Genomic DNA, 21,729 nt, shown 5'->3' on the forward strand with positions numbered 1-21,729 from the left:
TAAAGCTGTTCAATTATGAGAAAATTAGCAGTTTTACTTGCCTTTTTACCAATAATTTCTTTTTCACAAGAGAAAATAAATGGTATGATAATGGAAGTTAACGAGGATAATAAGCATATTCCTGTTACTGGGGCCAATGTGTATTGGCTGAACACAACTGTAGGAACTGTAACTGATTTTGATGGAAAATTTACAATTCCGTATAAAAACGATTACAAAAAACTAGTAGTTAGTTATGTAGGTTATAAAACCAATACTATTAGTATTAAAAGCACTGATCATATACATCACTTATTAGAACCAACAAGTAGTTTAAAAGAAGTGGTTTTAACATCTAGAAAACAAGCAACAGCTAAATCCTATTTACAGTCGCAAAATGTGATGAATATTAGTAGTGATGAACTTTTAAAAGCAGCTTGTTGTAATTTGTCGGAAAGTTTTGAAACCAATCCTTCCATTGATGTAAATTTTGCTGATGCTGTGTCTGGAACCAAACAAATTAAAATGTTGGGTTTAACTAGTCCGTATATTTTAATTACTACAGAAAATATTCCTTCTATTCGCGGTGCATCACAAGCCTATGGATTAAGTTTTATTCCGGGTACGTGGGTAGAAAGTATTCAAATTACCAAAGGAGCAGGAAGTGTCGTTAATGGTTACGAAAGTATTGCTGGACAGATAAATGCAGAATTGGTAAAGCCGAAAACAGATAATTCGTTGTTTGTTAATTTATATGCGGGAAGTAACGAAAGGTTGGAACTGAACACACATTTAAATACAAAAGTTTCGGACAAATGGGATACAGGTTTGTATATTCACGGAAATACCCATAATAAAAAACACGATGTTAACGATGATGGATTTATGGATATGCCTATTTATAATCAGATTAATTTGATGAACCGTTGGCAATACGTTAATCCGGAAAAAGGATTGGTAAGTTTTATAAATGTGAAATATTTAAACGATTCCAAACAAACGGGCGAATTAGATTTCAATTCAGAAACTGATAAACTTACAACCAACGCTTGGGGAAGTGAAATAGATACTCAGCGTTTTGAAACTGCAGTCAAATTAGGTTATGTGAACCCAAATATTCCTTATCAAAGTTTGGGGGTTCAGGCGGCCTTTAGCTGGCATGAACAAAGTTCGTATTTTGGTCTTAATGTTTACGATATTACTCATAACAGTTTGTATGCGAATGCTGTTTATAATTCAATTATTAGCGACTCTAGGCATAAGGTGAAAACAGGAATAAGTTATACTTACGATCATTATAACGAATTGGTTAATACTACAAATTATGGACGTACAGAGGCTTCTATTGGTGGTTTTTTTGAATACAATTATGATAATTTGGATAAACTTAATTTAACGGCAGGGGTACGTGTAGATAATCATAATTTATTAGGTGTTTTTGTAACACCTCGATTGCATGCTCGTTATACGCCATGGGAAAAATCGGCTGTTAGAGCATCTGTTGGAAGAGGCAAAAGAAGTGCTAATATTTTTACTGAAAATCAAAGTATGTTTGCTACTTCAAGAACTATAAATATTGTGAATTCAGGAGGAGAAATTTACGGACTTGATCCTGAAATAGCATGGAATTACGGGTTGTCTTTTTTACAAGGATTTAACCTGTTTGGAAGGAAAGCAGATGTGGCTTTAGATTTTTATAGAACAGATTTCGAAAATCAGGTAGTAGTAGATTATGAAAACCCGCAAGCTGTTAGTTTTTATAATTTAGATGGTGAAAGTTATGCCAATAGTTTTCAAATTGAGTTTAATTACAATGTGTTTAAACAATTTGATTTGCGTACAGCTTATAAGTTTTACGATGTTAAAACACAATACATTTCCGGGAAGCTAGAGAAACCTTTAACTGCTCAACATCGCTTATTCGCTAATGTATCATATGAAACAAACCTAAAATCTAATGGCGCACATTGGAAATTTGATGCTACCTATAATTGGTTGAGTGAGCAGAGATTCTCTTCAACTGTAAGTAATCCTACGACATATCGAGTAGCGGAATATTCGCCAACTGTTGGGACTTTAAATGCTCAAGTAACAAAGGTGTTTTCTCATAAATTTGAAGTTTATTTTGGTGGCGAGAATATTACAGACGTTAAACAAGAAAATCCTATTTTAGCACCAAACGATCCTTTTGGTTCGTACTTTGATACTACCTTTGTGTATGGTCCGGTTTTTGGAAGTACCTATTATGCAGGATTACGTTTTAAAATACATTAAAAAAAAGTACAATTTAAAATATTTATTATGAAGAAATTAGGAATTTTATTAGTGATGTTAATTGGGATGACAGCTTTTTCCCAGGATAAAAATGCAAGAGCTACTTTGGAAGTAGACGGGGTTTGTAATATGTGTAAGGAACGTATAGAAAAAGCATGTATTAAAACTAAAGGTGTTAAGTCTGCAGTTTGGAATGTGAATACACACGAGCTAAGTCTTATTTATGATGCACGTAAAACCGATTTGCCAACTATTGAAAAAAATATTGCAGCTGTAGGTCATGACACTAAAAATGTTGTGGCACCAGATGATGCGTATAATAGTTTACATAGTTGTTGTTTGTATCGCGATGATAATGTGATTGAAGATCATAAAGAATAGAAATAATTAATATAAATATAAAAGGCCCAAACAAAAATTTGGGCTTTTTAAGTTTGGAGAATTACTATTTAAATGCGTAACTTAGAATAACTTATATAAAATGTAGATTATGGATAGAAAGTTAATTTTTTCAGGAAACTCGCAAATAGTGGCGTCAGGAGTAAAAAACGCACTTGATGAAGCGAATATCTCTTATTTTGAAATTAACAAATCGGATTCTTCTTATCCAGGAATTATTGGGGAGATTGAGATTTTTGTTAATGAATTGGATGAGGTAAATGCAAAATCTCTTATTAAGGATATTTTGTAATTTTATTTCTTTTTAAATATTAAATAAAAAATGCCTCAATTTCTTGAGGCATTTTTTATTATAAAATGGTTTTCAGGTTGTTGATTTACATCATTCCTGGCATGCCACCTCCACCCATTGGCATGGCTGGAGCGTCTTCTTTAATTTCTATTAAAGCACATTCCGTTGTTAGAATCATTCCAGCAACTGAAGCTGCGTTTTCTAAAGCAATTCGAGTTACTTTCTTAGGATCGATAATTCCTGCCTTAAGCATATCTACATAAGTTTCGGTTTTAGCATCAAATCCAAAAGCACCTTTACCTTCTATAACTTTAGCAACTACAACACTTCCTTCGCCACCTGCGTTCTCAACAATGGTACGCAAAGGAGCTTCAATTGCACGAGCTACGATTTGAACACCAGTTGTTTCATCTAAGTTGTCAGAAGTTAATTTTTCTAGTACAGATTTTGCTCTAACTAAAGCTACCCCACCTCCAGCTACAATGCCTTCTTCAACGGCAGCTCTTGTTGCATGTAATGCGTCGTCAACACGATCTTTTTTCTCTTTCATTTCAACTTCACTAGCGGCGCCAACATAAAGTACAGCAACACCACCAGCTAATTTAGCTAATCGTTCTTGAAGTTTTTCTTTATCGTAGTCGCTTGTAGTTGTTTCAATTTGAGCCTTGATTTGGTTTACTCTAGCCTTAATATCTTCAGCTTTTCCAGAACCATTAACAATAGTTGTATTGTCTTTGTCGATAGTTACTGTTTCAGCAGTACCTAACATGCTTAAATCGGCATTTTCAAGAGAGAATCCTCTTTCTTCGGAAATAACAACACCACCAGTTAATATAGCTATATCTTCTAACATAGCTTTACGTCTGTCTCCAAATCCAGGAGCTTTTACTGCAGCAATTTTTAATCCTCCACGTAATTTATTTACTACTAAAGTAGCTAATGCTTGACCATCTACATCTTCAGCAATAATTAATAATGGACGTCCAGATTGAGCAACTGGCTCTAATATTGGAAGGATTTCTTGTAGGTTAGAAATCTTTTTGTCGAATAATAAGATGTATGGATTTTCTAAATCAGCTACCATTTTATCAGCGTCTGTTACGAAGTATGGAGATAGATATCCTCTGTCGAATTGCATTCCTTCTACAACATCAACATAAGTATCCATACCTTTTGCTTCCTCAACAGTAATTACACCTTCTTTTCCAACTTTTCCGAAAGCTTTGGCAATTAATTCACCAATAGTATCGTCGTTATTAGCAGAAATTGCAGCAACTTGCTTAATCATTTCTGATGAGTTGCCTACTTTTTTAGCTTGTTTTTCAAGGTCTTTGGTAATAGCTTCAACTGCTTTGTCTATTCCACGTTTTAAATCCATTGGATTTGCTCCAGCAGCTACGTTTCTTAAGCCTTCTCTTACAATTGCTTGTGCTAATACGGTTGCAGTTGTAGTTCCATCACCTGCTAAATCGTTAGTTCTTGATGCTACTTCTTTTACCATTTGAGCTCCCATATTTTCAAGCTCGTTTTCTAACTCTATTTCTTTAGCAACGGATACTCCGTCTTTTGTTACTTGAGGAGCTCCAAAGCTTCTGCTGATAATAACGTTTCTACCTTTTGGTCCTAAAGTTACTTTTACTGCATTTGCTAATGCGTCAACACCACGTTTTAATCCGTCGCGGGCGTCTACATCATATTTTATATCTTTTGCCATAATGAAAATTTATTTTAAAATTTTTAATCTCAAAATTTAAATACTAATTCTAAATATGGATTAGTACGTTTCAATTAGAGATATTTGGTATTTATTTTTTGTTTTTTTGAGTTTGCAATTAAATAATTGCTAGGATATCGCTTTCACGCATCATTAAATAATCCTTCCCTTCAAGTTTAAGTTCAGTTCCAGAGTATTTTCCGTAAAGAACAGTATCACCAACTTTAACTGTCATTGGTTCATCTTTTGTTCCTTTACCAATAGCCATAACTTTTCCTTGTTGCGGTTTTTCTTTTGCATTATCAGGGATGATAATTCCAGAAGCTGTTTTAGTTTCCGCTTCCACAGGTTCTATAAGAACTCGATCTGCTAAAGGTTTAATGTTTAAGCCCATAGTTTATATGTTTTTTATTTAGTTAATTAATAAATTATTTACTGCAATAGAAGTGTGCTAAAAATGTGCCATGCTAGTTTTGCTGACAAATTTTCATTTAAAAAAAATGCCAACTAAAATAGTTGGCATGTGTCTTGATTTTTTTGAAACAATATCATTCTTCAGAACCTTGTTCAGCTTCAGTATTGTTTGTTGACATTGGAGCTGCAGGAGTTGCAGGAACCACTGGTTTTGAAATAGCTTCAGTGTCTAAAGCTTTAGAATCTACTGCGCTAGAACCTTTGTTGATGGCTACGTTAGATAATAAAATTAGAACTAACATTAAAGTTGCTAAAGTCCAAGTACTCTTGTCTAAAAAATCGGTTGTCTTTTTTACACCACCTAACTGTTGTGTTCCACCGCCTCCAAAAGAAGAAGAAAGGCCTCCGCCTTTAGGATTTTGTACCATAATAACTACTACTAGTAGAAAGGCTACAACGACAATTAGTGCTAAAAATATTGTAAACGTACTCATTGTTATTTGTTATTTTGTTCTTGTAATTTTTTGATTGCTTTAATTTGGTCTGCAAAGAAACCACTTTTTTCTGGATATTTCAAACTTAAAATGTTGTAAGATTGAATAGCTTTTTTGAAGTTTTTTTGTTCCAGGTAAATTCTGGCTAAAGTTTCAGTCATTAACGACTCGGTTTGAATCATCTGTTCTTCAGCTAAATTACCAACAATTGTTGCGCTTTGTTTCGGTTTTAGCTTCGGGTTGGAAGAAATAAACTTATCTATTAATTCAAATTTTTTATTCCTGTTAGCAGATAAATCATCCTCTATTGGTTCGGGTTTTAATGTTTCATCAGGTGTGGACTCTGGACGCTCTATTGGTTGAAAACGAGTTATTTTTAACCATTCGTTAAAGGAATGAGTTTCGTTTTTATTGAATTGTAAGGGTTTGCCTAATTGTAAAATACTATCAGGTGAACTCTGGTCTCTTGATGTGTCTGCATCTGAATTTTCGTTTGGATGAATATTATTGCTAATCTCATCTTCTGATGGTTCAGGCTCGAAGTGCTCTTTTATTTTCCGTTCAAATAAATTAGGATCTAATACGCCTGATGTATCTTCAATTTGTTGACTTAAAGTGTCGTCTACACCCATTGGTTGTGATACTGAAACATCTTCAATATCCACAGGAATATCTTTTAAATGGGAGGTGTTTTGTTTTATGTATTGTGAAATTTTATTTTGCAGGAATTCTTCTGAAGTAATAAAATCGAATAAAATGCTTCTGTCTGCAGTGTAAGCTGCTGTAGTTTTTAACTCTTGATTATATTTAAAGCTTTCGGAATGTTTTAGTCCTTTTAAGTAAAGGGCTCTTGCCGCTTGAAAATATGGGAATTCTTGGGTAATAGCAAGTAGGGCTGAGGTGTTTTCAGAACTTATGCCTTTCGGATTTTGTAGAATATCTATAAAAGCTTTTTGATTCATTTTATTACCACTTAGCTAAGGTTGCATTAAAAATATCTTGAGTTAGTCTTTCAAAAATTTCTTCGATTGCAGCTGTTTTTTGTGCGCCAACAAGGTTCATATCTCCAGCATAATCGTAGAAAAATGAGAACCGCTGTTCTAAATCGTCTTCTTCATTTTTTCTATTATAAAAACGTACATTCACGGTAATTGTTAACTTGTTTTGTGCAGCAGTATTGTTTGCTGTAGCTGTTGTTGGTGAAATTCTATATTCCGTAATTTCACCTTCATAAACTAAATCTGCACCAGAGTTTACTAATTCCAAATTGGTTTGGTTTAAAAGTAAATCGGCTAATGCATTTGTGAAGTCTCTATCTAATCCTGGCTCCACTAAAATTGCGTTATTTTGAAAATAATTAACCTGGAAGGTTTTTATGTTTGATGATATGGAAGCTCCAGTAAATGAATAGGCGCCACAACCTAAAATAGTTAAGGAAATAAGGGCGAATAAAGTTATTTTAAATAATTTCATAGGAAATATTAAAGGTCGTATTGCTTGATTTTTCTGTATAAGGTGCGTTCGCTGATGCCCAATTCGGCCGCTGCTAATTTGCGTTTACCATCATGGCGTTCTAAAGATTTTTTTATAAGTTCCAATTCTTTATCATGTAAAGATAGGGTTTCTTCCTCTTCAATTTCTTCAGCAAAATGATATTTATCTTGAGGCTCAATAACAGGTTCATAAGTGTTTGCTGATTTTTCTCCAATCGATAAAACTTCTAAATCTTCAATTGTAGCGTTGTCTTCATCTACATCGCCATAAATTTTTTGAATTAGACCTTCGTGATCTTTTTGAACATCTTTTCCATGACCACTTTTCATAAGCTCCATGGTAAGTTTTTTCAAATCGTTTAAATCATTTTTCATATCGAATAGAACTTTATAGAGGATTTCTCGTTCGTTGCTGAAATCACTTTCTGATTTGGAGGTTTTTACAATTGCTGGTAAATTGCTTCCTTCGCTAGGTAGATAGCCTTGAAGTGTAGCTGCATTAATGGTTCTGTTTTGTTCTAAAACAGAAACTTGTTCGGCTATGTTTCTAAGCTGTCTTACGTTTCCGCTCCATCTGTATTTTAACAAGACAGCAATAGCTTCGTCTGTTAATTTAATGGTTGGCATTTTGTATTTTATGGCAAAATCGCTAGCAAATTTTCTAAAAAGTAAATGAATATCATCTTTTCTTTCTCTTAAAGGTGGTAGATGAATTTCTACGGTACTTAATCTGTAATAAAGGTCTTCTCGGAATTTTTCTTTTTTAATAGCTTCAAACATGTTTACGTTTGTAGCGGCTACAATTCGTACATTTGTTTTTTGCACTTGGCTAGACCCAACTCTTATAAACTCACCATTTTCTAATACACGTAGTAAACGGACTTGTGTTGTTAGTGGTAATTCGCCTACTTCATCTAAAAAAATCGTTCCACCATCAGCAACTTCAAAATATCCTGATCTTGATTGAGTGGCACCAGTAAAGGCTCCTTTTTCATGACCAAAAAGTTCAGAGTCTATGGTTCCTTCTGGAATGGCTCCACAGTTTACAGCTATATATTTCCCATGTTTTCTATGGGATAATTGATGTATTATTTTAGGAATACTTTCCTTTCCAACCCCGGATTCTCCAGTTACCAAAACCGAGATATCTGTAGGCGCCACTTGCATGGCTTTTTCTATGGCACGATTAAGTTTAGCGTCGTTACCAATAATTCCAAATCGTTGTTTTGTTGATTGTATGGATTCCATATCTATTAAATGAAAAGGTGAAAATAAAAGAAACCTAGTTTTATCTGTTTATTTTCTATTATTAATTGTTTTCAGAAAGCCCAATAGCTTCTCCTATTAATGTGGCACTAGTGCAATCCGTTACTTTTACAAGTACTAAATCTCCAACTTTGTAATTGGCTTTTGGGAATACAGCCACGCTATTCTGTTGAGTTCTTCCAGACCATTCGGCATCAGATTTCTTAGATTCTTTTTCAATTAAAACTTCTACTATTGTATTCAGATATTCTTTGGTTTTAATTTCACTATGGTCACGTTGACGCTGAACAATTTCTGCTAATCTGCGTTTTTTCACTTCTTCCGGAACATCGTCTTCTAACTTACGTTCAGCCATGGTTCCAGGCCTTTCAGAATAAGCATACATAAAGCCGAAGTTGTATTTTACGTAGTCCATTAAACTTAAGGTGTCTTGATGGTCTTGTTCTGTTTCTGTTGGGAATCCCGCAATTAAATCCTGACTTATAGCACAGTTTGGAAGAATACGCTTGATATTGTCTATTAAAGCGAAATATTCTTCTCGTGTGTGCAAGCGGTTCATTTCTTTTAGAATTCTGTTGCTTCCACTTTGAACAGGCAAATGTATGTGTTTACAAATGTTGCTGTGCTTTGCCATGGTTTCTATAACATCTAAGGTTAAATCTTGTGGATTTGATGTGGAGAAACGAATTCGCATTTTTGGTTGTTCTTTAGCACACATATCTAATAAATTAGAAAAATTAACAGCTGTGGCCTTTTGTAATTCACTTGCCTTTTCGAAATCCTTCTTTAAACCGCCACCATACCAGAGGTAACTGTCTACATTTTGTCCTAACAGCGTGATTTCTTTATAGCCTTTAGACCATAAGTCATTTATTTCTTCTAAAATACTTTGTGGATCGCGACTTCTTTCGCGTCCGCGAGTAAAAGGGACTACACAAAACGTACACATATTGTCGCAACCACGAGTTATAGAAACGAATGCCGTAACACCGTTACTGTTTAATCGTACAGGAGAAACATCTCCATAAGTTTCTTCTTTAGAAAGAATTACGTTAATAGCATCTCTTCCGTCGTCAACCTCGGCAAGTAGGTTTGGCAAATCTTTATAAGCATCTGGACCAACAACTAAATCTACAATTTTCTCTTCTTCAAGAAACTTGCTTTTTAAACGCTCGGCCATACAACCCAAAACTCCAACTTTCATTCCTGGATTGGTACGTTTTACCGCATTGTATTTTTCCAAACGTTTTCTAACCGTTTGTTCGGCTTTATCACGAATGGAGCAGGTGTTTATTAGAACCAAATCGGCATCTTCAAGATTTTGAGTGGTGTTGTAGCCCTGATTTAAAAGTATGGAAGCTACAATTTCGCTATCGCTAAAATTCATAGCGCAACCATAGCTCTCAATGTAAAGCTTGCGTGAATTTTGTTCCTTATTTTTTATAACTAGACTTTCGCCTTGTTTACTTTCGTCTATAACTTTATTCATAGTTTTTGAAAAATTATTTTCAGCAATTTTTCTGCCTGATTGATCGAACAGCTGCAAAGATACAATTAATTTAAGAAAAGTGACAAAGTGTCAGAGCGTTAAAATTATTGTAAGAAGTTATAGAATTTAATTACTTTTAACCACTAACAAAATATCATTTTTAATGACCTACCTAGAATTAGAAACAAGAATAAAAAACGCTCCTTCCTTAGATTTTGGAAACCTTATCAATAATGTTATTGAATTGTTTAAAACCGTTTGGTTAAAAGGTGTTTTGACAGTTTCGTTGATTTTGGCTTTTGCATTAGGAATTATATTTGTTTTTAGTTTTATTGGATTTATTCCTCAAAACCTATCAATTCAGGACACTTTAGATATAACAAATTTTTACAATTCGTATTTTTATAATGTACTTTATGGAATTCCTCAAACTATTTTAATAAGCACCATAACCCTTGCTTTTTTAGCTGCTTTTTACAGAATATGTAATCAGGTTGTTTTGGGTGAGACAGTCGAGGATGATTATTTCTATTTTTTCAAAAAAGAATATTTTTCTAAAGTATTTATGTTAGGGATAATTTATACGGCTATTGCTGTTATAGCGCAACTTATGTTTATTATCCCTTATTTATATGTTTATATTCCTTTGTCTTTTTTTGCTGTTGTATTAGCTAATAATCCAGAATTAGGAGAAATGGAAGTTGTAAAAATAAGTTTTAAGTTAGGTAATAAAAAGTGGTTTATTACCTTTATAACCATGTTTGTAGCTGGAGTTATAGGTATGTTAGGTATAATTGCCTGTGGAATTGGAATTATTTTAACTATATCAATAGCTTATTTACCTTCATTCATTGTTTATAGAGAAGTAATTGGATTGGATGAAAACAATCAAATTACTAATTATGAAACTCTAGACGAATAGAGTTTAAAAATCCTTTTTAGATGAATTATAAAAATACATTATTAGAAAAAATTGAAAACGCCAAAACTTTAGATTTTGGAGACATATTTAGTGAATGTATTGAGCTTTTTAAAAAAGTATGGGTGCAAGGCTTAGTTATGTTGCTTTTAACCATGGTTATTCTGGTTCCTGTTTATTTTATTATGTACGTACCATTATTAGGTGTAGATGTTTTAGAAACTAAACAAAACTATAATCAAGAGGATTTTAATATACTACTTGTAATACCGATATTTATTTTTTCATTGGTAGCTATGGTAATTAGTTTTGGATTGAAAGCTTCGTTTTATAGGATATGTAAGCATAAGGATTTAAATATATCTGGTTCAGACGATTACTTTTACTTTTTAAAGAAACCATACTTAGGTAAAGTGATCGTTTTATCTCTAATAACTTTAGGAGTTTCTATTTTGGCAACCTTACTTTTTGTTTTACCTCTTATATACGTTATGATTCCATTAGCCTTAATGAATGTTGTTTTTGCTTTTAATCCAAATTTATCTGCTTCTGACATTGTAAAATCAAGTTTTAAATTAGGCAATAAGAAATGGCTAATAACCTTCGGTTTGATTGTTGTTTCTTCTATTTTAGCTCAAATGGTTGGTATGCTTATGTGTTTTGTTGGAATTTTTGTTACAGCGTCTTTTTCATATCTTCCGGCTTATTTTATTTATAAGGGAGCCGTTGGGTTTGAGTCTGCTGTAGAAACAGCAACACTTGAGAACTAATATTTATTCGTTATATTAAGCTTTGTTTGTTGAAGATAAAAGCATAAAATATTGATAAAAAACACTTGAATATTTTATTAATTAGGATGATAAATTTTTTTTCACATACATTTGTAGCCTTAAAAAATGAGAAATGGCGAAGAATTTAGTAATTGTTGAGTCACCTGCAAAGGCTAAAACCATAGAGAAATTCCTTGGAAAAGATTTCAAGGTAGAATCTAGTTTTGGACATATTGCAGATTTACCTTCAAAAGAATTAGGAGTAGATGTAGATGGAGATTTTAAACCGAAGTACGAGGTTTCTAAAGATAAAAAAGCAGTAGTTAAAAAACTTAAAGACTTAGCTAAAAAAGCAGAAATGGTTTGGTTAGCAAGTGATGAGGATAGAGAGGGTGAGGCGATTGCCTGGCATTTAGCTGAATCTCTAAACTTAGATAAAGATAAAACCAAACGTATTGTTTTTCATGAAATTACCAAGTCGGCTATCCAAAAAGCAATTGAAAACCCAAGAGGTATTGATTATGATTTAGTGGATGCGCAACAAGCCCGTCGTGTTTTAGATAGAATAGTAGGTTACGAATTATCTCCTGTTCTTTGGAGAAAAGTAAAAGGAGGGCTTTCAGCAGGACGTGTGCAATCGGTTTCTGTAAGGTTAATTGTAGAGCGCGAGCGTGAAATTCAAAATTTTAAACCTGTAGCTTCTTATAGAGTAGACGCAGAGTTTTCCAACGAGGAAGGGCAGGCATTTAAAGCCAAGTTGCCTAAAAATTTTAATACTAAAAAGGAAGCTCAAGCTTTTCTAGAGAAAAATGCTTCGGCCGATTTTAAAGTTGCTGAATTAGAAAAGAAACCAGCTAAAAAATCTCCAGCAGCACCATTTACAACTTCAACATTACAACAAGAAGCTGCTAGAAAACTATATTTTTCAGTAAGTAAAACCATGACTTTAGCACAGCGTTTGTATGAGGCAGGTTTAATTACTTATATGAGAACAGATAGTGTAAACTTATCTGACGAAGCAAGAAAAGGCGCTCAAAAAGAGATTGAAAATGCTTACGGTTCAAAATTTAGTAAGCCAAGAAATTATAAAGGAAAATCAAAAGGAGCTCAAGAAGCGCATGAGGCTATTAGACCAACTGATTTTTCACTTCATTCGGTAGATATTGATAGAGATCAATCAAGATTATATGAATTAATCTGGAAACGCGCTATTGCATCTCAAATGAGCGATGCCGAATTAGAAAGAACTAATGTAAAGATTAGTGCTTCATCACATAAAGAAATCTTTACTGCAAACGGAGAGGTTATTACGTTTGAAGGATTTTTAAAAGTTTATTTAGAAGGAACAGACGACGAAGATACAGAGCAAGAAGGTATGTTGCCAGCTATGAAAACCAACGAAGTCCTTCTCAATAATTACATTACAGCTACAGAACGATATACACGTGCACCATATAGATATACTGAAGCGTCTTTAGTAAAACAATTGGAAGAATTAGGAATTGGTAGACCATCTACTTACGCGCCAACAATTTCTACAATTCAAAATAGAAATTACGTTGAAAAGGGAACTATAGAAGGTGTAGAGAGAAACTATTCGCAATTAATACTTAAAAATGGTAAAGTAAAGGACGAACTATTAACTGAAAAAGTAGGTTCGGATAAAGGGAAATTGGTACCAACGGATATTGGAATGATTGTTACCGACTTTTTGGTTACTCACTTCCAAAATATTCTAGATTATAATTTTACAGCAAAAGTTGAAGAAGACTTTGATGATATTGCTGAAGGAAAAGTAAACTGGACTACCATTATGAAGGATTTCTATAAAGATTTTCATCCTACGGTAGAAGATGTTCAAGAAAATGCTGAAAGGGAATCAGGAGAACGTATTCTTGGTAAAGATCCTAAGACAGGAAAACAAGTAAGTGTGCGTTTAGGAAAGTTTGGGCCAATGGTTCAAATAGGAACAGTTGACGATGAGGAAAAGCCACAATTCGCAAGTTTATCACCAGATCAGCAATTAAACAACATTACATACGAGGAAGCAATGGATTTGTTTCAACTTCCAAAGAACTTAGGGACTTTTGAAAATGAAGAGGTAGAAGTTAATAACGGACGTTTTGGGCCTTATGTAAAATTTGGAGATCAGTTTGTGTCCTTGCCAAAAGGAGTAGATCCATTAAGTGTTGAATTAGAAGACGCTATTGTTTTAATTAAAGAAAAGCAAAAAGCAGACGCTCCTATATATATGTATAAAGATTTACCTGTTCAAAAAGGAAAAGGACGTTTTGGACCATATATTAAATGGAACAACATGTTTATTAACGTAAACAAAAAATACGATTGGGATAATTTATCAGATAAAGATATCGTAGAACTTATAGAAGATAAAATTCAAAAAGAAATAGACAAAGTTATCCACGATTGGAAAGATGCGGGTGTCCGTGTTGAAAAAGCCCGTTGGGGTAGACACAATGTTATTAAGGGTAAAATAAAAGTAGAACTACCCAAAACCGTTGATGTGTCGGAAATGACTTTAGAGGAAGCTGAAGCGCTTATTGAAGAAAAAGCACCAAAGAAAAAAGTAGCTAAGAAAAAGCCGGCTGCCAAAAAAACGGCCACAAAAAAGACAGCTACAAAAAAGAAAAAATAATTAAAAGTATATAAAGTCTAATGAACTTTAATTTTCTTTCTCCCGTTTCCGAAATGGTCCTGTCTCATAATGAGTTGTTGCCGCAGCAAACCTTAGGGAAAAAAATCAAGATTCATTCTAAAGAAGAAGGCATTCCAGAATTAGATAATGTGCATTTAGCTATAATTGGTGTTCTAGAAACTAGGAATGACGTTAATTATATAGGTGAAACTTTTGATTTAGATGAAATTAGAAAATCCTTGTATTCTCTGTTTCCAGGAAATTGGCACAGAAATATAGCCGACTTGGGGGATATCAATAAAGGGGAATCGGTAGAGGATACTTATTTTGCATTAAAAACTACAGTCAGCATTTTAGTCCAAAAAAATATCATACCTATTATATTAGGGGGAAGTCAAGATCTAACTTACGCAAACTATCGTGCATACGATAGCCTGTTACCTATGGTTAATATTGTTAATGTAGATTCTAAATTTGATTTAGGTGATTCTGCTAAGCCTATAAAGAATGATAGCTTTGTAGGTAAAATAATCTTAGATGAACCTTATAACTTATTTAACTATGCAACCATAGGGTATCAAACCTATTTCAATTCGCAAGAAGAAATAGATTTAATGGATAGATTGTATTTTGAATCCTATAGATTAGGACAAGTTTCAAACGACATAACTTTAGCAGAACCTGCATTACGTGATGCCAATATTGTGAGTATCGATTTAAATTCTATCAAGGCATCCGAGTTAAGCACTAGGCAACAAACATCTCCTAATGGGTTGGATGGGAAAGAAATTTGTGCTATTGCAAGATATGCAGGAATTAGTAATAAAGTTTCTTCTATAGGAATATATGAATACAAGCCATCTTCCGATGATACAGTTACTTCTATGATGGTAGCTCAAATAATTTGGTATTTTATAGAAGGAGTGAATTGTAGAATTAAAGATGATGACTTTTTAAATGATGAAAGTTATCAGAAATTCATTACTTTGGTCGATGATCAAGAACTGATGTTTTATAAAAGTATTAAGACACAACGTTGGTGGATTGAAATACCTTTTTTATCAGAAGTAAATACTAAATTAAAAAGACATACGTTATTACCTTGCATGCATGAAGATTATTTGGACGCATGTAACAACAAGCTTCCTGAGCGATGGTACAAAGCTTATCAGAAGAACTGTATTTAGTAGCTTTGATAAAACCGCATATTTTATCGGTAAAGCGCACTTTTTTCACGATGAACCGTGAATTAAATTTAAAAAAAGTTGTTTTTTAAAAAATATATAGATATGTTTACGCTCTTAAAATTTTTAAGACACAAAAATTAAATTATTAACCTCGAGTTTTCTATGGATATGAAGAAGTTTATTTTATTAACCGCAGTTTTAACATTGTTAGCTAGTTGTGGCTCTGGGGACAGAGGCCAGTTGGTAGGTGTTAAGGGAAAGAAGTGGCATCCTGAAAAGCCCTATGGTATGGAGTTAGTGCCAGGAGGAGCTTTTATAATGGGTAAGGCAGATGATGACTTAGCCGGCATTAATGATGCGCCTTCTAAAACAGTTACTGTTAGGTCATTCTACATGGACGCGACAGAAATTACAAATAGCGAATATCGTCAGTTTGTAAACTGGGTAAGAGACTCTACTATTAGAACCAAATTAGCAATTCTTGCTGATGAAATTGGTGAGACCCCAGGTAATGGAGGCATTGGAGAATATGCTTTTAAAGATTCAGATCCTGAAAACATGACTGTCTATGAAAAGTATATGTACGATAATTATAGTGGTCTAGGACCAACAGGTTACGAGGGAAGAAAATTAAACCACGATGTTGATCTTATTTTTGATACCGCTGAATATCCAGACGAATATTATGCAGAGGTAATGGATACCATGTATATTCCAATTGAGGAGTCATATAACGGACAAAGAACTTGGGATGTAACTAAATTCAAGTTTCAATATTCTTATATGGATATAGAAAAAGCTGCTAAAAACAGATCTTTAAAAAGAAAAGACGTTATTATTAAGGAAGAAGTAGAAATTTATCCAGATACAACTACTTGGATTAGAGATTTCGCTTATTCTTATAATGAGCCAATGCATAATGATTACTTCTGGCATGATGCTTATGGAGATTATCCTGTGGTTGGAGTGTCCTGGACTCAAGCAAAAGCTTTTTGCCAATGGAGAACTATGTATCACAATGCATACAGAAAACAGAGAAAGCAACACTATGTAAACTCTTATAGATTACCTTCTGAAGCAGAATGGGAATATGCTGCTAGAGGTGGGCTTCAAGCTGCAACTTATCCTTGGGGTGGACCATACACTAAAAACGACAGAGGTTGTTTTATGGCTAACTTCAAACCTTTAAGAGGAGATTATGCTGCCGATCAAGCATTATATACTGTTGAAGCTAAATCGTACGATCCAAACGACTTTAACTTATATAACATGGCTGGAAACGTATCAGAGTGGGTAAGTGCTTCTTATGACCCTTCTTCTTACGAGTATGTTTCAACAATAAATCCAAGCGTTAACGACATTAATAACAAACGTAAAGTTGTACGTGGAGGTTCTTGGAAAGACGTGAAATACTATTTGCAAGTTAGTTCAAGAGACTACGAATACGCAGATTCTGCTAGAAGTTATATCGGGTTTAGAACCGTTCAAGATTATATGGGAACTGAAGTTACTAAAAACGCTACAGCTACTAACAGATAAAATTAAATAACCACAATAAATTTTAATATTAACCATTCATTTAAGTGCAAACTTAACACTAACTAAAAAAACTAAAAATTATGGCACAATCAAGAGCATTCAAAAAATTTATGACCATGTCTTATGGTTTCGGAGCATCAATCGTAATTATTGGAGCTTTATTCAAAATTGTTCACTTCGAAATAGGACCGTTAACTGGTAACGTAATGTTAACAATTGGTCTAGTTGCAGAGGCTGTTGTATTCGCTATTTCTGCTTTTGAACCTGTTGATGATGATTTAGACTGGTCACTAGTATATCCTGAATTAGCAGGAGGTCAAGGTGTTGCTAGAAAGCAAGAACAACCAAAAGATGCAGAAGGATTACTTTCTAAAAAATTAGATAACTTATTAAAAGAAGCTAAAATAGATGCTGAATTAATGGCAAGCTTAGGTGATAGCATTAAAAACTTTGAAGGAGCTGCAAAAGGGATTAGCCCAACAGTTGATTCAATTGCTGCTACTAAAAAATATGGCGAAGAATTATCTTTAGCAGCTGCACAGATGGAATCTTTAAACAGTTTATACAAAGTACAATTAGAAAGTGTAAACCGTCAAGCTACTATTAACGAAGAAGCAGTTGAAAACGCTACTAAATTAAAAGAACAAATGAAATCTTTAGCATCTAACTTATCATCATTAAACGGTGTTTATGGAGGTATGTTATCTGCTATGAATAAAAACTAATTAGTAAAGTACTAATAATTAAATTTTAAAAATTAACTACAAAACTAATTAGAAATGGCAGGAGGAAAATTGTCCGCAAGACAGAAAATGATTAACTTGATGTATTTAGTGTTTATAGCCATGCTAGCACTTAATATGTCAAAAGAAGTGCTATCTGCATTTGGTTTAATGAACGAAAAATTAACCGAATCTAACGAAGCGGCTTCTCAAAGAAACAATGCTTTTATGCAAGGTTTAGCAGAAAAGGTTTCTGAACAACCAGCAAAATACCAACCTTTAAAGGAACAAGCTGATCAAATTAGTACTTTATCTGATAACTTTAACGCTTATTTAGAGGAGTTAAAAGGGAATATGATAGCTACTGTTGAAAACCCTAAAGATTACGAAGTAATGGATAAGGGAGATTACTTAGATAATCATTTCTTTAAAGGAGATAAATTGAAAGAAGAAGGTCAAACTTTTATGGCTGAAATCGCTAAATTTAGAGATGGAGTTGTAGAGATCTTATCTAAAAACCCTGATATGGCTAGTATTGCTGAGGATGTTAAAAAGAAATTTGAAACAGAGCCAGTTACTAACAGAGATGGAAATAAAGTTGATTGGTTAGACTACCATTATAAAGGTTTTCCTTTAGTAGCTTCTTTAACTAAAATGACTCAGCTTCAAGCAGACGTTAAGACTACACAGTCTGAAGTTTTATCTTCTATGTTAGCAGGTAAATTAAAAGTAGAAGCTTCTTTAACTAATTTTGACGCTATTGTTGTTCCAAGTAAAACGGCTTTCTTTTCTGGAGAAAACTTTACAGGTACAATTATCTTAGGTAAAAAAGATAATACCTTAAAAGCTGATAAAGTAATTATCAATGGACAGGAGTTATCTGCTGAATCTATGCAAGCTGGTAAAACAGTTTTAGATTTCCCTGCAGGAGCTGTTGGAGAAAGAGAAATTACAGGAGAATTTCAATTTAAAGAAGGAGATTCAATTATCTCTATTCCAGTAAAGAGTACGTATGCAGTTGTACCTAAACCAAACTCTGCAACTATTTCTGCAGATAAGATGAATGTGGTTTACCGCGGTGTAGCAAATCCAATGACTATTTCTTTCGCTGGTATTCCAGATAACAACGTTTCAGCAAGTGCTCCTGGATTAAGTAAAGCTTCTGGAGTTGGAAAATACGTAATGAATCCTGGATCTGGTAGAGAAGTATCTATTAATGTTTCTGGTACGTTACCAGATGGATCTAAGGTTAGTGACAAAGCTACCTTTAGAATTAAAGATATTCCAAAACCAACAGGAACAATTAGTGGACAAGATGGTATAGTAAAATTACCACGTAACTCTGTGGAAATTGCTACTATTGGAGCTATGTTAGACGAATTTGATTTTGAATTACCAATTCAAGTAACTTCGTTTAAATTTAAAGTTCCTGGTCAACCATCAGTTGAAGTTAATGGTACTAAATTGAACAGCCAAGCGAAAAATGCTTTAAGTAAAGCAAGACGTGGTGATAACGTTCAAATATTTGATATTAAAGCTCAGATTAGAGGGAACTCTTCTTACAAGTTAAAAGGAGTGTCAGCTGTAATTGTTGAGATAGCAAACTAATAGAAATTATCTTCTTTAAAAGTTGATAAGCCCTAATAATTAAATGTAAAATGATGAATTATAAAAGTTTTTTATTAACCGTTTTAAGCATATCATTTGTATCTGCTTCTTTTGCTCAGGCGAATATTTTAAATGCTAAAACTCCTAGTGAGATTGGTGTTAGAACCGAAGCTCAAAAAGAAGTTGACAATGACAAACCATTGGAATATGGCTATGTTGACGATAGGGACATTATGTTTTCTAAAATGACTTGGGAAAGAGTAGTTCTAGACGAGCGTGTTAATTTCCCTTTATATTATCCTGTAGATACCCATAATATTGGTAAGGATAGAAGATCTTTATTCGATGTTCTTTGGAAAAATATTAAAGAGGGTAAAATTGAAAACATTTATGATGACTCATATTTTACAAGTAAGCGTACATTAAAAGATATTCAAGCTTCATTGTCTAAAGTAGATACTTTAGATATAGGGTATGAACAATTTAATGCTGATGGCTATGTAGATCCAGAGTACATCATTAAACGAGATATTACATCGTACGATATTAGCGCTTATTTAATTAAAGGTCTTTGGTATTTTGATAAACGTCAAGCAGAATTGAAGTACAGACTTCTTGGAATAGCACCAGCGGCTCCAGATGTTAACTTTATTGATTCTGATGATGAATCTAACAAAGAACCAATTCCTTTATTTTGGGTGTTTTTCCCAGATGCTAGAGATATTCTGCACCAAGCCAAAGCATTTAACAATGCTAATAGTGCCGTGCCTTTCTCATACGATCACTTGTTGAATTCAAGAAGATTTAATGGGTATGTGTATAAAGAAGAGAATATTTATGGAGACCGTAAAGTAACTGAGTATATTTCTGAAAACGCTTTAATGCAACTATTAGAATCTGATAGAATTAAAGAAAAAATTAGAGACTTTGAATTAGATATGTGGGCTTACTAAGCATTTACACATAATAAATTTAAAAACGTTCACTTATTTAGTGAACGTTTTTTTTATTCTATTAATTGAGAGTTTAACTTACTTTTGTACTATATGAAAAAAGTAGATTATATTCTAGTTGGTTGTGGCCTGGCTGGAATTTCATTTTGCGAACAGTTGATTCGTGCTAATAAAAGTTTTGTTGTTTTTGATAACCAATCTCAGCAGTCTTCTGTGGTTGCTGGAGGATTATATAATCCAGTTGTTTTAAAACGATTTACTCCAGTGTGGAAAAGCGAGGAGCAATTAAGTATAGCCTTACCTTTGTATCACCACATTGAAGAAAAACTCAATATAAAAATTGATTATAAAATACCAGTTTATAGACGGTTTACTTCTCATGAAGAACAAAATAATTGGTTTTCGGCATCAGATAATAATCTGTTAGTAGAACACCTTTCCTTAAAAGTTGTAATAAATACCAATCCATGTGTCTATGCCGATTTTGGTTTTGGAGAAGTATTAAACACTGGAAGGATTGATACCAATATCCTAACATCTGCTTATAAATCATATTTGAAAGAGGAAAGCAAACTAATTGAAGAATCTTTTAACTATTCTGAACTAAAATCTATAGAGCAGGGTATTTCATACAAAGATATTTCTGCTTCACATATAGTTTTTTCAGAAGGTTTTGGGTTAAAATTAAATCCTTTTTTTAATAATCTTCCTTTAAAGGAATCTAAAGGAGAGCTTTTAACCATACACGCACCAGAATTAAAAATTGATTATGTTTTAAAATCCAGTGTTTTTGTTTTACCCTTAGGAAACGATTTGTATCATATAGGCGCTACATACAATTGGAATGACAAAACCAATAATATTACCAAGGAAGGTAGAGAAGAGCTTTTAAATAAGCTTAAAACCTTCTTAAATTGTAGGTTTGAGGTGGTTGACCAAGTTGCGGGTGTTCGGCCGACCGTTAAAGATCGAAGACCATTGGTTGGCAAGCACCCAGAATACAAAAATATGTTTGTTTTGAACGGACTTGGTACTAGAGGTGTTATGATTGGACCTTATGTGGCACAACAGCTTTTTAATTATATAGAAAATGATGAGTGCTTAGATAGTGAAATCGATATTAATCGTTTTTATCTTTAACTAAAGTTTCATCGTAATGCATAAATATATTAATCCAAATATTTCTTGACCATCTCATAATAACAGGGATAAATACAATTAAAGTACCAATTATTGCTATAAAAGCTGTTGTAATATCGCTTCCTAAAAACATATAACTAATTACAAAGGCAGCTACAGCAAAAGCAATTCCTACTGCATAACTTACATACATAGCTCCAAAAAAGAAAGAAGGTTCCATCCTGTATTTTGTTCCACATTTAGAGCAATGATCTTTTACATTAATAACATCTTTTATGATGTAAGGATTATTGGTAGGGTACATGGATTCTTGATGGCATTTAGGGCATACTCCAGTAAAGATGCTATAAAGCTTATTACCTTTTTTTATCATGGCTAAAACTATTACTTTTACGTTTTGAAAGTTAGTACAAAATTATAA

Annotated in this window: 20 protein-coding genes; 12 read left to right on the forward strand and 8 right to left on the reverse strand. The window is 33.3% G+C overall.

What is annotated here, in order from left to right; all coding sequences use genetic code 11:
* Positions 1 to 15: 15 nt before the first annotated feature.
* The 3 genes from VKY41_RS01345 to VKY41_RS01355 all read left to right on the forward strand — a co-directional run bounded on the left by VKY41_RS01345 (position 16) and on the right by VKY41_RS01355 (position 2,944).
* On the forward strand, positions 16 to 2,253 hold the full coding sequence (locus VKY41_RS01345; protein ID WP_500812633.1) for a TonB-dependent receptor: 2,238 nt from the start codon (positions 16 to 18) through the stop codon (positions 2,251 to 2,253).
* A gap of 27 nt (positions 2,254 to 2,280) precedes the next feature.
* Positions 2,281 to 2,634 carry a heavy-metal-associated domain-containing protein gene (locus tag VKY41_RS01350; protein ID WP_500812634.1) on the forward strand — a complete coding sequence of 118 codons (354 nt, stop codon included), beginning with the start codon at positions 2,281 to 2,283 and terminating at the stop codon, positions 2,632 to 2,634.
* A 109-nt stretch (positions 2,635 to 2,743) separates the two neighbouring features.
* The gene (locus tag VKY41_RS01355; RefSeq protein WP_500812635.1) at positions 2,744 to 2,944 is read left to right on the forward strand and encodes a putative signal transducing protein; all 201 of its coding nucleotides are present in this window, start codon (positions 2,744 to 2,746) and stop codon (positions 2,942 to 2,944) included.
* Between the two features lie 85 nt (positions 2,945 to 3,029).
* Here VKY41_RS01355 and groL read toward each other — a convergent pair whose 3' ends face one another.
* The 7 genes from groL to miaB form a co-directional block, all read right to left on the reverse strand.
* Entirely contained in the window at positions 3,030 to 4,658 is a 1,629-nt protein-coding gene (groL, locus tag VKY41_RS01360; RefSeq protein ID WP_500812636.1) for a chaperonin GroEL, read from the reverse strand.
* 118 nt (positions 4,659 to 4,776) lie between these two features.
* Complete coding sequence (gene groES, locus VKY41_RS01365; RefSeq protein WP_500812637.1) at positions 4,777 to 5,052, reverse strand: co-chaperone GroES; 276 nt, start codon at positions 5,050 to 5,052, stop codon at positions 4,777 to 4,779.
* Positions 5,053 to 5,206: 154 nt separating this feature from the next.
* On the reverse strand, positions 5,207 to 5,566 hold the full coding sequence (secG, locus tag VKY41_RS01370; protein WP_500812638.1) for a preprotein translocase subunit SecG: 360 nt from the start codon (positions 5,564 to 5,566) through the stop codon (positions 5,207 to 5,209).
* 2 nt (positions 5,567 to 5,568) lie between these two features.
* Positions 5,569 to 6,528: a DUF8458 domain-containing protein gene (locus VKY41_RS01375; RefSeq protein WP_500812639.1), complete on the reverse strand. Its 960-nt coding sequence runs from the start codon at positions 6,526 to 6,528 to the stop codon at positions 5,569 to 5,571.
* Between the two features lie 4 nt (positions 6,529 to 6,532).
* Positions 6,533 to 7,039 carry an LptE family protein gene (locus VKY41_RS01380; RefSeq protein WP_500812640.1) on the reverse strand — a complete coding sequence of 169 codons (507 nt, stop codon included), beginning with the start codon at positions 7,037 to 7,039 and terminating at the stop codon, positions 6,533 to 6,535.
* A gap of 8 nt (positions 7,040 to 7,047) precedes the next feature.
* Entirely contained in the window at positions 7,048 to 8,307 is a 1,260-nt protein-coding gene (locus tag VKY41_RS01385; protein WP_500812641.1) for a sigma-54 interaction domain-containing protein, read from the reverse strand.
* A 61-nt stretch (positions 8,308 to 8,368) separates the two neighbouring features.
* Positions 8,369 to 9,814, reverse strand: a complete 1,446-nt coding sequence (gene miaB, locus VKY41_RS01390; RefSeq protein WP_500812642.1) for a tRNA (N6-isopentenyl adenosine(37)-C2)-methylthiotransferase MiaB — start codon at positions 9,812 to 9,814, stop codon at positions 8,369 to 8,371.
* A 163-nt stretch (positions 9,815 to 9,977) separates the two neighbouring features.
* Here miaB and VKY41_RS01395 point away from each other — a divergent pair, with 163 nt between their 5' ends.
* From VKY41_RS01395 to VKY41_RS01435, 9 genes are all read left to right on the forward strand, one after another.
* Positions 9,978 to 10,736, forward strand: a complete 759-nt coding sequence (locus tag VKY41_RS01395; RefSeq protein WP_500812643.1) for a hypothetical protein — start codon at positions 9,978 to 9,980, stop codon at positions 10,734 to 10,736.
* A gap of 20 nt (positions 10,737 to 10,756) precedes the next feature.
* Positions 10,757 to 11,503 (forward strand): hypothetical protein, encoded by a 747-nt coding sequence (locus tag VKY41_RS01400; protein WP_500812644.1) that lies wholly within the window; start codon positions 10,757 to 10,759, stop codon positions 11,501 to 11,503.
* Positions 11,504 to 11,636: 133 nt separating this feature from the next.
* The gene (gene topA, locus VKY41_RS01405; protein ID WP_500812645.1) at positions 11,637 to 14,159 is read left to right on the forward strand and encodes a type I DNA topoisomerase; all 2,523 of its coding nucleotides are present in this window, start codon (positions 11,637 to 11,639) and stop codon (positions 14,157 to 14,159) included.
* A 20-nt stretch (positions 14,160 to 14,179) separates the two neighbouring features.
* Entirely contained in the window at positions 14,180 to 15,346 is a 1,167-nt protein-coding gene (locus VKY41_RS01410; RefSeq protein WP_500812646.1) for a formimidoylglutamase, read from the forward strand.
* A gap of 168 nt (positions 15,347 to 15,514) precedes the next feature.
* Positions 15,515 to 16,885, forward strand: a complete 1,371-nt coding sequence (gene porK, locus VKY41_RS01415) for a T9SS ring complex lipoprotein PorK/GldK (protein WP_500812647.1) — start codon at positions 15,515 to 15,517, stop codon at positions 16,883 to 16,885.
* 80 nt (positions 16,886 to 16,965) lie between these two features.
* Positions 16,966 to 17,610: a type IX secretion system motor protein PorL/GldL gene (porL, locus tag VKY41_RS01420; protein WP_500812648.1), complete on the forward strand. Its 645-nt coding sequence runs from the start codon at positions 16,966 to 16,968 to the stop codon at positions 17,608 to 17,610.
* A gap of 54 nt (positions 17,611 to 17,664) precedes the next feature.
* Positions 17,665 to 19,215 carry a type IX secretion system motor protein PorM/GldM gene (porM, locus tag VKY41_RS01425; protein WP_500812649.1) on the forward strand — a complete coding sequence of 517 codons (1,551 nt, stop codon included), beginning with the start codon at positions 17,665 to 17,667 and terminating at the stop codon, positions 19,213 to 19,215.
* Positions 19,216 to 19,268: 53 nt separating this feature from the next.
* Positions 19,269 to 20,168, forward strand: a complete 900-nt coding sequence (gene porN / locus VKY41_RS01430) for a type IX secretion system ring subunit PorN/GldN (RefSeq protein ID WP_500812686.1) — start codon at positions 19,269 to 19,271, stop codon at positions 20,166 to 20,168.
* 93 nt (positions 20,169 to 20,261) lie between these two features.
* On the forward strand, positions 20,262 to 21,308 hold the full coding sequence (locus VKY41_RS01435; RefSeq protein ID WP_500812650.1) for an NAD(P)/FAD-dependent oxidoreductase: 1,047 nt from the start codon (positions 20,262 to 20,264) through the stop codon (positions 21,306 to 21,308).
* Here the strand turns inward: VKY41_RS01435 and VKY41_RS01440 are convergent.
* Positions 21,289 to 21,681, reverse strand: coding sequence for a DUF983 domain-containing protein (locus VKY41_RS01440; protein WP_500812651.1), 393 nt, complete (start codon positions 21,679 to 21,681; stop codon positions 21,289 to 21,291). The two genes, VKY41_RS01435 and VKY41_RS01440, sit on opposite strands and share 20 nt — an antisense overlap.
* Between the last annotated feature and the right edge of the window lie 48 nt (positions 21,682 to 21,729).

The sequence above is a fragment of the Xanthomarina sp. genome (genome assembly GCF_035306605.1).
Lineage (GTDB): Bacteria > Bacteroidota > Bacteroidia > Flavobacteriales > Flavobacteriaceae > Xanthomarina.